Source organism: Shimia sp. MMG029 (genome assembly GCF_027947445.1).
GTDB lineage: Bacteria > Pseudomonadota > Alphaproteobacteria > Rhodobacterales > Rhodobacteraceae > Shimia.
In genome coordinates, this window is the sequence record NZ_JAQJIM010000008.1 from 37,847 (window position 1) to 50,103 (window position 12,257).

A 12,257-nucleotide genomic window follows, 5' to 3' on the forward strand; every position below is an offset into this window, starting at 1 on the left:
AAGCGGGATAAAAGCGGGTCAGATGGCAATTGGATTGGCCTTTGCCAAAGCATCAAATTGCATCAGAGACGTGACAAGCGCACCCATTTGATCAAGCGGGATCATGTTTGGGCCATCAGAGGGGGCATTGTCTGGGTTTTCGTGCGTTTCGATGAAAACAGCGGCAGTTCCGATACTCACGGCAGCGCGCGCCATGACCGGGGCAAACTCACGCTGGCCACCAGAGCTGCCGCCTTGCCCGCCGGGTTGCTGCACAGAGTGGGTGGCATCCATCACGACAGGATAGCCAGTTTTTGCCATCTGCGGCAGGGCGCGCATGTCCGCCACAAGCGTGTTGTAGCCAAACGACGTGCCGCGCTCTGTCAGCAGGATGTTTGTGTTGCCGGTGCTTTCGATTTTGGTGACGATATTGCCCATTTCCCAAGGGGCAAGGAACTGGCCCTTTTTTACATTCACCGCGACACCGGTGTTGCCTGCTGCGAGCAGCATATCTGTCTGGCGGCAAAGGAAGGCTGGGATTTGCAGAATGTCGACCGCCTGTGCGGCAATGGCGCATTGTTCCTCGGTATGAACATCCGTCAGCACCGGCACGCCAAAATCTTTGCGAATGCCATCGAGCACGGCGAGGCCGGCGTCAATGCCCATGCCGCGAATGCCCGAGAGCGAAGTGCGGTTGGCTTTGTCATAGCTGGCCTTAAACACATATTGCGCCCCAGCCGCCTCGCAGGCTTCTTTCATGGTGCCTGCGATCATCTCTGCGTGGTCTTTGCTTTCCAGTTGGCAGGGGCCTGCAATCACGGTCAACGGGAGGTCGTTGCCGATGGTCAGATTGCCAACGTTTACATGTTTCATCACGAAGATACCTGTTCTCTGAGGATGGACGCTGTGAGCGAAATCATCAGATAGATGCCTGAAAAGATGAGGAAGGCCAAGATCGTGTTTTCAAATTTGCGCGGATAAGAGGGATCTTGCGACGCAACGGGCACCACAGATGTGGTCAGGTAGCGCACTTGCCGGTTTGCCTCAAGCTCGGTCTGTTTGAGGGTTTGCAGGGCGGATTGCATCAATAGATCCGCCGTGGCGAGATCGGCCTGTGCCATTTGGATCTGGGCAGTTTGTTGCGCCAGAGATGTCTCCCCTTGTGTGGCCTCTGTCATTTCGCTTTGCAGTCGGGCCAAAAGGGTGTTGAGGCGGCGGATGTCACCGCGCACACCATCGACACGGGCCTGATTTGGGCGCGCATTGTCCTCCAGCGCGGCCAGTTGCAGTTCTTTTTCCTGCAGCTGAATTTGCACATTGGAAATCTGTTGGCGCAGGGAGGCGATCACGCCCTCTGGGTCAAGAATGGTGGTTTCTTGCAAGGCCACCATCGCAGCCTGTGCTTCGCGCCGCTCGGCCTTGGCCTGTTCCAGGCTGAAGCGGGCATCTTTCAGCTGGTCTTCGCGCTTGCGCTGCGACAAATCATCGACGCGTTGTTCGGCATATCCGATCAGAGCCTCCGCAAAACGGGCGGAGGTTTGAGGATCAGGCGTTGCGATTTCCATACGTATCACGCCTTCGGTCGGATCGTAGCCGATTTTGACGTACTTCTTATAGAGCTTGTAGGCCTTTTCGTTTGAGGCATCCACATCGAGGCGCTGCACGGGATCAACCTCAGGCTGGCTGAAGGTGGATTTGAATCCCTCATCGCTGTCCAGACGGAGCATCGCATCCTTGGAGGCGAGATAGCTTTGCGTTGCGATGCTGTCCTGATTGGTTGCAAACTGCGTGCCAGACAAAAGCCCGCCAATACCAGACCCGCCACCCGTCGCGTCGGCTTGTAGGATCAGGAACTCTGATTTGGTAGAGTACATTGGCGTTGCAACAGCGTAAAAATACCAGCCTGCAAAGATTGTGGGCAGGAAAACAAAGGCAGACAGGCGTGCAAGCAACAGCAAAAGACGTCTGCGGCGGCGGCGTGCGATGTCTTTTTGGATTTCTCCGATTTCCATCGCGCGCATTTCGGACGGCGAGACGGTTTCTGTTGAGGGGAGGCCCGCTTTGCCAACAGGCGCGGTTTGGGGCAATTGGATGCGCCCAACAGCAGCAGACTTTTCCGCTTTGTTGGAGGGGATCATATCCAACATGTTGGTGCGTTGAAACGGGTCAATGCCCGCTTTACGCAAAACCCGCACGGCATCATAATCTGAGGTTGCCGGGAGTTCGTTTTTTTGTGCCACACGGCGCGCCAGCCGCAGTTGACGGCCTGTGAGACCCTCACGCTTGATTGCGTCAATCTCAGCGTCTGCGCCTTGTGGCGTCGGCTGTGCGGGATCTTGCGCGTGAGGGGTTTGGGGTGCAGCCCCTTTTTGCGGGAGCACCATTTTCATCTGCGCGCGCGCCTCCGCTGCTTCAGGAGCAGGGGCGCCGCTTATGTCCTGCGCGGCGTCGGCGATCGGTTCTGAGCGCCGGATGCGGAATTTCTTAGCCCTGGGTTTGGTAGTCATAGAGCTGCTTCGCTTCTTCCAAGGTGTCGAACATGTGGAGCTTGCCGTTCAGCAGAACGGCGGCCGAGCGCGCAAATTTCTCAAGAACCTGCGGCTGGTGTGACACGATCACGATTGTGGTGGTGCGCAGGCGTTCGCGCAGCACATCACCGGCTTTTTTGTTAAACTCAACATCTGTTGAGGAGGGCATGCCCTCGTCAATCAGATACATATCAAAATCCAGAGCAAGCATCAGCGCAAAGGTGAAGCGTGAGCGCATGCCAGAGGAATAGGTGCCCAGAGGCTGGTCGAAATATTCGCCAAGATTGCAGAGCCAGCGACAGAAGGCTTCAACATAATCCGGGTCGAGACCATAGAGGCGGGCGATATAGCGGCTGTTTTCCACGGCGGTGTGTTTGTTCACAACACCGCCCATGAACCCCAATGGGAACGAAATACGGCAGTCGCGCCGGATCACGCCTTCATCCGGTTTTTCAAGACCGGCCATCATATTGATCAACGTGGTTTTGCCGGTGCCATTGGGCGCAAGGATGCCCAGAGAGTTTCCCAAGTCCACGCGAAAAGACACCTGCTCAAGGATGACCTTGCGCTGTGTGCCGGTCCAGAAGGACTTACTCACGTTGTCGAACTCGAGCATCGACTGCTCCCGAATACTGCCCAAATATATGTAAGCTGAGGGAAGTTTAGCTTACGATTGTTAACGCTCTGTCGGCGATTTGTCCCAATATGAAGGATTGTAGGTCGTTTTAGCAACTATCTGCGGCAAGATTGCGGCGATAACGACAGAAAATTGAAGCGTATTTCTCACAATTTGTGGTGGGCTGTTGTTGCGGGGCCGAAAGACCACCCTCCAGACGAAAAAAGGCGCTGCAATCTGCAGCGCCTTGGGATGCTCGGTTCGGGCTTTATTAGGCGACGGCCTGCCAGACAGAGCCTGCGATCAGAGCGCCCAACATCGCGTAGCCAAAATAGGCGGCAAACACGCGCGGCTTTACAAGGGCCCAGACAGCGATGGCTGCCGGGATACAGCTGACACCACCCGCGATGACAAAAGACATGGCAGCGCCGTTGGACATGCCCTGCTCCAGCAGACCCGCGACCAGAGGTACGGCGGCGTAGCCATTGAGGTAGGCCGGTGCGCCGACCAATGCGCCGAGCACGATGGGTTTGAAGCCGTCGCCGCCCAGAACCTGAGCAATCCATTCTGCGGGAACATAGTGGATCATCAGGGCTTCAATCACATAGGCGAGCAGCAGCCATTTGAGCAGGAATAAGCCGTTTTCGAGCGTAGTCTCGCGAAAGATCACGCGGCGGTCGCTGTCTTGCCAGAACTTCCATTCGGGTTTGCCTGAAAAGGGTTTCTTTGCGCCACAGCACCCACCAACTTGCGGTTTCTCACGCAGTGGATCCGTGAACACGGGGGTAGATTTCAGAAGCATCGTGCCAAACCCACCGAGCAGGCCGAGGCCAATGGCAGACAGTGTTTTGGCGATGGCAAATTCAAAGCCGAGCGTGCCGGAAGTGATGGCAAACATCGCTGGGTCCATCAGCGGAGAGGCCAGCCAAAACGCCATGACGGCAGAAAGCGGCGCCCCAACAGCGAGCAGAGCGGCGATAAAGGGGATCACTTCACAAGAGCAGAAGGGAGAGAGGCCCCCCAGAAGCGCCGCCAGAAAGATCATCCGGGTTTCGCGGCCCTCAAAGGCTTTGGCGAGCAGAGTCTCTGCGCCGGTTGCCTTGAGATAGCCAATTGCAAAGACAGCAAAGAGGATGAAGGGGGCTGTGTGCATCAGCGCCCCGGTTGTGAAATCCACTGTGGGTATGAATTGCGGCCAATCGAGCACCGCCACCGCGAGCAGAATCACAATGCTGGCCGCCCATGCGGAGTCGATGCGGGCCAGGGTTTTGCGCAGGGGGGATGGAGCTTGCGTGAGATCAGTCATGGTCATGGTCCTTGCAGGTCTGCAGCTCATCAGCGCAGCATTCTTTGAGCAGAAAGGCTGACAGATCGCGCACCGCGTCATAGGCGACGGCGGCGCAGATGATCGAGCGGCCCTGTTTTTGCTGTGTCACAAGCCCGGCTTGGGCGAGGATTTTCATGTGATGCGTGAGGGTGGAACCGGTGACGCCGGTGCGTTTTCCAAGTTCACCAATGGAAAGCCCGTCTGCACCGGCCCGCACAAGACAGCGCAGCACGGCGAGGCGTTGCTCTGATCCGAGGGCGGCGAAGGTGGAGGCGGCCACTTCAAGAGAGATATCGGAGGAATCATTGTGTTTCATATTTCTAAAAATATCGAAATAAAGTCTTCGTGCAAGGTTTATTTCGAATATTGTCGAAATAACTGTCGGCGGGTATCTGTTCTGGCATGTCGTTGATCGAAGAGATTCAAGCCTGCCGCCTCTGCACGGACCGCTTTGCGCATACTGCCACGGCGCATATCCCGCGCCCTGTGGCCTGGTTTCGCCCTGATGCGCGCATTTTGGTGGTTGGACAGGCGCCAGGTGCGCGCGTGCATGAAAGCGGCCGACCTTTCACCGATCGGTCAGGGGATCGGCTTCGGGAATGGATGGGCGTGCAAGATGCTGTTTTTTATGACCGATCACGTATCGCCATAGTGCCAATGGCGTTTTGTTTTCCCGGCTACAACGCCAAGGGCAGCGATCTGCCACCTCCGCCGATTTGCGCAAAAACATGGCGCAGTGACGTGATGGAAACGCTTGCAGATGTGTCCCTGACTTTGGTGATTGGTGGCTATGCACAGAAATGGCATTTGGGCACTAAGACCGGCGTGACAGACACTGTGGCGCAGTGGCGTCGCTTTGCGCCGCATGTCTACCCCTTGCCTCATCCGTCCTGGCGCAATACGGCATGGCTGAAGAAACATCCGTGGTTTGCTGAGGAGCTGTTGCCCAGCCTGCAGGCCCGTATCAAGGAGGCTCTGGCGTGAGCGACATGACCCCACTGGATCAGGCCCATGCGGCTATGGAAGCGGCCCCGCAAGAGGATGCGGCGCGGTTGCGGTTTTATGAGCGGCTGGCAGATGCGGAGCTGTTCCTGTTGCTGGAAAAAGAGGCCGAGGGCGACAAGATTGCGCCAGAGATTTTTGAAACCTCTGATGCAAGCTTTGTGCTGGTGTTTGACACAGAAGAGCGTCTGGCGCAGTTCGTGGGCCGCGTCGCGCCTTATGCCGCGCTGTCCGGCCGGATCATTGCCTCAATGCTTGCAGAGTCAGGTATTGGGCTTGCGGTGAACCCGGAGGTGGCCCCGTCTTCCATCCTAATCCCCGGTGAGGCGCTTGGCTGGCTCTCTGAAACGCTGACCCATGCGCCTGATGAGGTCGAAGCCAAAGTCGAGAGTTTTGCGCCGCCCAAAGGCTTGCCGGAACATCTGATCACTGCGCTGGATATGAAGCTTTCCACCGCGGCGGGGCTGGCCAAGATGGCCTATCTTGTGGCCACCAGCTATGAGAATGGCAGCCGCTCTCACATGCTGGGATTTGTGGACACATTGCCCGGCTCCGAAGGCGCACTTGCCAAAGCGGTGAACGAGGCGTTGACGTTTTCCGGGATCGAGGCGGGGAGCCTTGATGTGGGGTTCTTTGTCGCAAAAGATCCGGTGGCGGCGCAGCTGGCGAAATCTGGACTGCGCTTTGATCTGCCAGAGCCGCCCAAGGCGCAGGAGTACAAACCTGTTGCGCCGGGCAGCGATCCGGACGCGCCGCCGCGCCTGCGCTAGCGCTCTTTTTCCTCTTGCCCCCATTATCCCGAGGGGACTGTGGCAGCGTGCTGCCACAGCGGGGCTTGCCCCTTGTCCGCCTTCAATATCCCGCGCTGCGGTCGACCAGATGCAGAAACGGTTCGCCTGCCACACCGCGCCGGATGTTTTCGGCAATCACCAGACTCGCGGTTTCCGGGCGGGTTTCTGAGGCGATATGCGGTGTGACCGTCACATTGGCATGCGCCCAATAGGGATGGTCGGTGGGCAGGGGCTCCACACGGAAGACATCCAGCGTGGCATGGGCGATGTGGCCGCTGTTGAGCGCTGCCAGCAGGGCGTCATCGTCGATCAGCGGACCGCGCCCGGGGTTCACGATCATTGCACCCTTGGGCATCTGCGCCAAACGCGCGGTGTTCAGCAGATTTTCGGTGGCGGGCGTTTTGGGCAATAGCAGCACCAGAATATCTGCCCGTGCAAGCGCCTGCGACAAGCCCTCATCCCCAGAGAGGCAGGTGACACCGGCCAGCTCTTTGGGCCGGCGGCTCCAGCCGGTCACGTCAAAGCCGATCTGGCTGAGTGAGGTGGCACAGGCGCTGCCAAGTTCACCAAGACCGAGCACTGTGACACGCCGATTTTGCGCGATTGGCGGCACGTGTGGGGCCCAGCTGCCGTCTTGCCTGAGAATATTGCGATCCATATCGAGGTGGTGGCGCATGACATGGCCGACCACCCATTCTTTCATGCCTTGTGTCATGCCCGGATCCACCATGCGGGCCAGCGGCACGTGCAGCGTGGGGTTGCCGACGATACCCTCCACACCTGCCCAGAGGTTCAGCACAGCTTTGAGACGGGTGTAGGGTGTGAAATCCTGCACCGCGCTGTTGGGGGCGTAAACAATGTAGTCCACCTCTTTGGGGGCAAAATCGACGCGCAGATCGGCGGTGAGGTCGAGCGCGTTGAAGGCGCTGTTCAGGTGTGGCTCATAGGTCTGCCAGCGGTCTGGTGTGGCGGCGAATAGCACGTTGGTCATGTGGCAAACACTCCGGACATGTCAGCAAAGCCTTTGATCTCAATTGGGTTTCCAGAAGGATCGGTGAAGAACATGGTGCTTTGTTCGCCCGGCTCGCCGGCAAAACGGGTGAAAGGTTTGAGCACAAACTCGACGCCAGCGGCGGTGAGTTTTTCAGCCAGCGCCTCCCAGTCTGCTTTGGGCAGGATCATCCCGAGGTGGGGCATGGGGACGAGATGGTCACCCACATGGCCGGTGGCTGCGGTGGCAAAAGGTTCACCAAGGTGCAGAGAAAGCTGGTGACCAAAAAAGTTGTAGTCGACCCATGTGTCAGTGCTGCGGCCTTCGGCACACCCCAGAAGGTCGCCGTAAAAGGCGCGCGCTTCTGCCAGATCGCGGACGTTATAGGCCAGGTGAAAGATGCTCATATCTGTGGCTCTCCCTGCATTTCCATTTTTGCGCAGAGAGGGCCACAGTTGGTGCGTGAGTGCAAGGGCGTCTTAGCGGGGGCGATGTACGTGGGCGCTTTGAATAAGGCCGAAGCCAACCATCAGAACCAGCATGGCAGAGCCGCCATAGCTGACCAGCGGCAAGGGCACGCCCACAACCGGTGCAAGGCCCATGACCATGGACATATTCACCGCAAAGAACAGGAAGAAGGCTCCGGCGATGCCGAGTGTAAGCAGCGCGGCATAGCGATCCCGGTTGGAGATGGCGGAGGCGACGCAGAAAACAATGATAAGCGCATAGAGCGACAACAGTGAAATCGCGCCCACATAGCCGAACTCTTCGGCCAGGGTGGTGAAGATGAAGTCGGTGTGTTTTTCCGGCAGGAAGTTCAGGCGACTTTGGGTGCCTTGCATAAAGCCGCGGCCGGTCCAGCCTCCTGAGCCAAGCGCGATTTTTGATTGGGTGATGTGGTAGCCAGCCCCAAGGGGATCCTGAGAGGGGTCAAGAAAGGTGTCGATGCGGCGATATTGGTAGTTCTTCAGGAGTTGCCAACTGGTGCCACGGGACTGGAACACCGCGACCACGACGCCCACCCCCATGCCAATGACGGTGACAAAATAGCCCCAATGCACCCCGGCAAGGAACATTACCATCGCGCCACCAATGACCAGCAGCAGCGAGGTGCCCAGATCTGGCTGGCGCAAGACCAGCGCCGTGGGCAGAAGGATCAGCAGCACAGGCAAGATGACCCAGAGAATGCGCGAGGTTTTTTCTGTGGGAAGCCAGTCATAGTAGGCTGCAAGGCACATCACGAGTGTGATCTTCATCAGCTCTGAGGGCTGCAGGCGCATGAAGCCTAGGTCGATCCAGCGCTGCGCCCCCATGCCGACGCTGCCCATGACCTCCACGCCGACGAGCAATGCGAGGCTGACAAGATAGGCAAAGCCCGACACGGAGCGCCAGAACCAAATTGGCACCATAGCCACAATGAACATGACGATCACGCCCATCACATAGCGCTTCATCTGCGGCTCTGCCCATGGCGTGAAGGAGCCTCCGGCCACGGAATAGAGCATCAAGAAGCCGGCGCCTGCGACGGCGGTCACCAAGAGAAGCAGTGCCCAATTGAGGTAGAGCACTTTGCGCAGGCCGGTGGGAACGTGTTTGACGTTATATTCGAGATAACTCATCTGTGCGCGCTTCCCGATCAGGCCCGATTGCGTCGGGTGATTTCCCGGTTTGGTGCGAGCTTTTCCATTTCTTTTTGCTGCGCTTTGATTTTCTCTCGGTCTTTGGCTGGATAGGCCGTCAGAGGAGGCGGGCCGCCATAAAGTGCCTGAAGCGTGATGTCGCGGCCAATCGGTGTGGCTGCTTTGGAGCCGCTGCCATGTTCGACCACTACCGCCACGGCGATTTTGGGGTTGTCAAAGGGGGCATAGTTCACAAAGAGGCCGTGGTCGCGACGCCCCCATGGCAGGTCTTCGTTGCGGGTCACACCGCGGGCGCGTTCTGCCGCAGTGATGTTGCGCACCTGCGAGGTGCCTGTTTTGCCCGCGATGCGATAGCGATCCTCGATGATGCGCTGGCTGTAGGCTGTGCCTCTCCGGTGATTGGACACGGCGTACATGCCACGCTGCACCTCGGCGAGATGGGCCGGGTTGATGTCGAGTTCGGGCATGTCAGGCACGGGTTGTTCCACACCGTTGATGGATTTCACAAGACGCGGTGGGATGGCTTTGCCGGTGGCCAATCGCGCCGTCATCACCGCCAATTGCAGCGGGGAGGCAAGGACGAAACCCTGCCCGATGGAGGCGTTGGCGGTGTCGCCCACCACCCAATCCTGTCCCCGTACCGAGGATTTCCACTCCCGCGAGGGATTGAGGCCGCGTGCCACACCTGACAAGGGCAGGTCAAATTTCTCGCCGATGCCAAATCGGGCGGCGACCTCAGACATTTTGTCGATGCCAACCTGAATCGCGAGTTCGTAGAAATAGACATCGCAGCTTTCGCGTAAGGCCTGCACAAGATTCATATGCCCATGGCCACCGCGCTTCCAACAGTGGAAGCGACGGTTTGAAATCTTCATATGACCCGGACAATAGACGGTGTCTTCAAAGCCGACGATGCCCGCTTCCAAGGCCGCGAGCGCGGTGATCATCTTGAAGGTGGAGCCCGGTGGGTAGGTGCCCTGCACCGATTTGGCGGCAAGGGGGCGGTGATCATCGCTGGTCAGTTCGCCGTAGTCGGCAACGGAGATGCCTTGGACAAAGAGATTTGGATCAAAGGAGGGCGCAGAGGCGATTGCCAAAAGGTCGCCTGTTTCACAGTCTATGACCACGGCTGCGGCGCTTTCGTCTCCGAGGCGGGCCTGCGCGTAAGATTGCAGCGCGTGATCAATGGTCAGTTGGACATCATCGCCCTGTTCGCCTTCGCGGCGGTCGAGTTCGCGCATCACACGGCCAACCGCGTTGACCTCCACCTGTTTGGTTCCTGCGGTGCCGCGCAAGTCATCTTCCATGCGGCCTTCAAGACCCACTTTGCCAATCTGAAACCTCGGAATGCGCAGCAGCTGATCCGGGTTGTCGATTTTTGAGAGGTCATAGTCAGAGATCGGGCCAACATAGCCAAGCACATGGGCGAGATCGTCTTTGAGCGGGTAATAGCGCGACAGGCCCACTTCGGGGGTGATGCCGGGCAGGGCGGGGGTGTTGACGGCAACCCGGGAGAGCTCTTCCCAACTCACACGATCCGCGATGGTGATGGGCAGGAAGGGGGGAGAGCGGCGCATTTCTGTCATCGCGCGGTCCAACTCGTCTGGATCCAGCTCTACCAAGGTGGCGAGTTTGGCGATGACCTGATCCACATCGTCGGTGTCTTCGGGCACCAGAATGATCCGGTAGGAAGGTTCATTGCGGGCCAGTAGGATGCCGTTGCGATCAAAGATTTCGCCGCGTGCGGGAGGGATCAAACGAATGTTGATGCGATTTTCTTCGGCCAGCAGGCGGTATTCATCAGACTGATCAAGCTGCAAGTGGCGCATGCGAAAGCCAAGACCGGTCATGAAAGCGGCCATGCTGCCGCCCAAAAGCAGCGCCCGACGGGAGAAACGACTGTGTGTTTCTGTCAGCTCAGTCGGTGTTTTGCGCATCAGTTTGCCCCCAAGCCACCGTCCGGTGCCGTTGAGCGCCGGACGCCAAAGAGAAAGTGAGAAAGCACCACAATTACAGGATAGATCGCAATGTTCATGATCACTTGCATCAACATAAGCCCGAGTGGCGGAACCGGCAACAGCATCAGGCTGGCGATAACGCGGTAGCTTACGGCGATCACAAGCATGAAACCCGAGGCGGTGAGCCACTCATAAGCAAAGGTGGCTTCGCGCAGGCGAAAGGAGCGATTGCGCTGCACCTCTGAGACCAATAGCACGATGGCGGCAGCCAGACCCGGTGGGCGCAACAATAAAAAATCCGCGAGCAGAAATACGATTGCGACAAGCCAGCTCGGAACATACTCGGGTTTGCGCAGGGCCCAGACAAGGGTGAGCACCACCATGAAATCGGGGCCTGCCCATCGGCGTGGTGAGGTTTCCAGCGGCAAAAGTTGCGCAAATAGCAGCGCCAGGCTCAGCATCGCAAAGACGCCACGCATCACCCATTTGCGGGAGGGGGCCGTCTCAGCCATCAGTCTCTTCCACAAACACCTCTGGGGTCAGCGGTGCGATCAGAGTGCCTGTGGTTCCGGGGGTTTCCTGACCATGGTGGCGCAGCACGCGCAGAAACTCGAGCCGTTCATAATCAGCGGCCAGGCGGACACGCAGTCGGCCGGACGGGTCGGTGGCAACCTGACCAATCAGCAGCCCTCCCGGGAAGACCCCGCCGTCGCCAGAGGTGACCACACGGTCGCCGGGGCGGACCAGATCAGGTGTTTCCAAAAAGTCGACATGCGGCGCAACGGTGTTGTCGCCGACGATCAAGGCTGATTGGCCTGAGGGTTGAATGCGGGCGGGAATGCGGCTGGAGCTGTCGGTGAGCAGCATCACGCGCGAGGACGAGGCCCCAACGCCAGAAATGCGCCCCACAAGGCCGATGCCGTCCATGGCCGCCCAGCCGTCGACGATTCCATCGCGCGCGCCGATATTTAGAAGGACGGACTGACGGAAAGGAGAGCCGCTGTCGGCCAGAACCACGCCGGTGATATAGGTGAGCTGGGGATCAAGTCGCACATTGTTGAGATCCAGCAAGCGCGCATTTTCCTGGCGCAGCTGGATGGCAGCTTCTTTCCAGGCTTTCATCTGCTGAAGTTCGCGACGCAGCTCGCGGTTTTGGTCTGCTATGCGCTGATAGCTTTGAAAATCGCGCAGCAAATTCACAGTCCCGGTGACGGGTGCCATGGCCCAGTCAAAATTCGGAACCACCGCATCAGTGATCTGCGCGCGGAAACGCTCCACACGTGGGCTATCAATGCGCCAGACCAAAAAGATCCCGATTAGGATCAGCAGAAGAACGCCAAGAAGCAGCCGCCGAAGCGGTGCGGAAAAATCCTCGCCCTGATTGCGGTCTCTGGCCAAGATGCCTCCGGTGATTTTGGGTGTGTC

At 58.3% G+C, this 12,257-nt stretch carries 13 protein-coding genes; 2 read left to right on the forward strand and 11 right to left on the reverse strand.

Annotated elements, in window-relative coordinates; all coding sequences use genetic code 11:
* Positions 1-18 precede the first annotated feature (18 nt).
* The 5 genes from kdsA to PJL69_RS16770 form a co-directional block, all read right to left on the reverse strand.
* On the reverse strand, positions 19-852 hold the full coding sequence (gene kdsA, locus PJL69_RS16750) for a 3-deoxy-8-phosphooctulonate synthase (protein WP_271310694.1): 834 nt from the start codon (positions 850-852) through the stop codon (positions 19-21).
* Complete coding sequence (locus PJL69_RS16755; protein ID WP_271310695.1) at positions 852-2,486, reverse strand: capsule biosynthesis protein; 1,635 nt, start codon at positions 2,484-2,486, stop codon at positions 852-854. Before PJL69_RS16755 ends, kdsA begins: the two co-directional genes overlap by 1 nt.
* A complete protein-coding gene (locus PJL69_RS16760; RefSeq protein WP_209099231.1) occupies positions 2,464-3,123 on the reverse strand; it encodes an ABC transporter ATP-binding protein in 660 nt (219 codons plus the stop codon). The genes PJL69_RS16755 and PJL69_RS16760 overlap by 23 nt, the downstream gene beginning before the upstream one ends.
* 271 nt (positions 3,124-3,394) lie before the next feature.
* A complete protein-coding gene (locus PJL69_RS16765; RefSeq protein WP_271310696.1) occupies positions 3,395-4,429 on the reverse strand; it encodes a permease in 1,035 nt (344 codons plus the stop codon).
* Positions 4,422-4,766, reverse strand: coding sequence for an ArsR/SmtB family transcription factor (locus PJL69_RS16770; protein ID WP_271310697.1), 345 nt, complete (start codon positions 4,764-4,766; stop codon positions 4,422-4,424). The genes PJL69_RS16765 and PJL69_RS16770 overlap by 8 nt, the downstream gene beginning before the upstream one ends.
* Before the next feature lie 86 nt (positions 4,767-4,852).
* Between PJL69_RS16770 and PJL69_RS16775 the strand changes: the two genes are divergently transcribed.
* Both PJL69_RS16775 and PJL69_RS16780 read left to right on the forward strand, forming a co-directional pair.
* Positions 4,853-5,434: a uracil-DNA glycosylase family protein gene (locus PJL69_RS16775; protein WP_271310698.1), complete on the forward strand. Its 582-nt coding sequence runs from the start codon at positions 4,853-4,855 to the stop codon at positions 5,432-5,434.
* Complete coding sequence (locus PJL69_RS16780; RefSeq protein ID WP_271310699.1) at positions 5,431-6,222, forward strand: SseB family protein; 792 nt, start codon at positions 5,431-5,433, stop codon at positions 6,220-6,222. Before PJL69_RS16775 ends, PJL69_RS16780 begins: the two co-directional genes overlap by 4 nt.
* 82 nt (positions 6,223-6,304) lie before the next feature.
* Here the strand turns inward: PJL69_RS16780 and PJL69_RS16785 are convergent, their stop codons facing one another.
* The 6 genes from PJL69_RS16785 to mreC form a co-directional block, all read right to left on the reverse strand.
* Positions 6,305-7,234 (reverse strand): 2-hydroxyacid dehydrogenase, encoded by a 930-nt coding sequence (locus PJL69_RS16785; RefSeq protein ID WP_271310700.1) that lies wholly within the window; start codon positions 7,232-7,234, stop codon positions 6,305-6,307.
* The gene (locus PJL69_RS16790) at positions 7,231-7,641 is read right to left on the reverse strand and encodes a VOC family protein (protein WP_271310701.1); all 411 of its coding nucleotides are present in this window, start codon (positions 7,639-7,641) and stop codon (positions 7,231-7,233) included. Before PJL69_RS16790 ends, PJL69_RS16785 begins: the two co-directional genes overlap by 4 nt.
* Before the next feature lie 72 nt (positions 7,642-7,713).
* A complete protein-coding gene (gene rodA / locus PJL69_RS16795) occupies positions 7,714-8,853 on the reverse strand; it encodes a rod shape-determining protein RodA (protein WP_209099246.1) in 1,140 nt (379 codons plus the stop codon).
* A gap of 17 nt (positions 8,854-8,870) precedes the next feature.
* Positions 8,871-10,811, reverse strand: a complete 1,941-nt coding sequence (mrdA, locus tag PJL69_RS16800; protein ID WP_271310702.1) for a penicillin-binding protein 2 — start codon at positions 10,809-10,811, stop codon at positions 8,871-8,873.
* Positions 10,811-11,344: a rod shape-determining protein MreD gene (locus PJL69_RS16805; protein WP_271310703.1), complete on the reverse strand. Its 534-nt coding sequence runs from the start codon at positions 11,342-11,344 to the stop codon at positions 10,811-10,813. Before PJL69_RS16805 ends, mrdA begins: the two co-directional genes overlap by 1 nt.
* Complete coding sequence (gene mreC / locus PJL69_RS16810; RefSeq protein ID WP_209099252.1) at positions 11,337-12,230, reverse strand: rod shape-determining protein MreC; 894 nt, start codon at positions 12,228-12,230, stop codon at positions 11,337-11,339. The genes PJL69_RS16805 and mreC overlap by 8 nt, the downstream gene beginning before the upstream one ends.
* Positions 12,231-12,257 lie beyond the last annotated feature (27 nt).

Bases quoted from the DNA above. Each gene is read 5' to 3' on its own strand.
- kdsA (WP_271310694.1), bottom strand. From the start codon at position 852: ATGAAACATGTAAACGTTGGCAATCTGACCATCGGCAACGACCTCCCG.
- PJL69_RS16755 (WP_271310695.1), bottom strand. From the start codon at position 2,486: ATGACTACCAAACCCAGGGCTAAGAAATTCCGCATCCGGCGCTCAGAA.
- PJL69_RS16760 (WP_209099231.1), bottom strand. From the start codon at position 3,123: ATGCTCGAGTTCGACAACGTGAGTAAGTCCTTCTGGACCGGCACACAG.
- PJL69_RS16765 (WP_271310696.1), bottom strand. From the start codon at position 4,429: ATGACTGATCTCACGCAAGCTCCATCCCCCCTGCGCAAAACCCTGGCC.
- PJL69_RS16770 (WP_271310697.1), bottom strand. From the start codon at position 4,766: ATGAAACACAATGATTCCTCCGATATCTCTCTTGAAGTGGCCGCCTCC.
- PJL69_RS16775 (WP_271310698.1), top strand. From the start codon at position 4,853: ATGTCGTTGATCGAAGAGATTCAAGCCTGCCGCCTCTGCACGGACCGC.
- PJL69_RS16785 (WP_271310700.1), bottom strand. From the start codon at position 7,234: ATGACCAACGTGCTATTCGCCGCCACACCAGACCGCTGGCAGACCTAT.
- PJL69_RS16790 (WP_271310701.1), bottom strand. From the start codon at position 7,641: ATGAGCATCTTTCACCTGGCCTATAACGTCCGCGATCTGGCAGAAGCG.
- rodA (WP_209099246.1), bottom strand. From the start codon at position 8,853: ATGAGTTATCTCGAATATAACGTCAAACACGTTCCCACCGGCCTGCGC.
- mrdA (WP_271310702.1), bottom strand. From the start codon at position 10,811: ATGCGCAAAACACCGACTGAGCTGACAGAAACACACAGTCGTTTCTCC.
- PJL69_RS16805 (WP_271310703.1), bottom strand. From the start codon at position 11,344: ATGGCTGAGACGGCCCCCTCCCGCAAATGGGTGATGCGTGGCGTCTTT.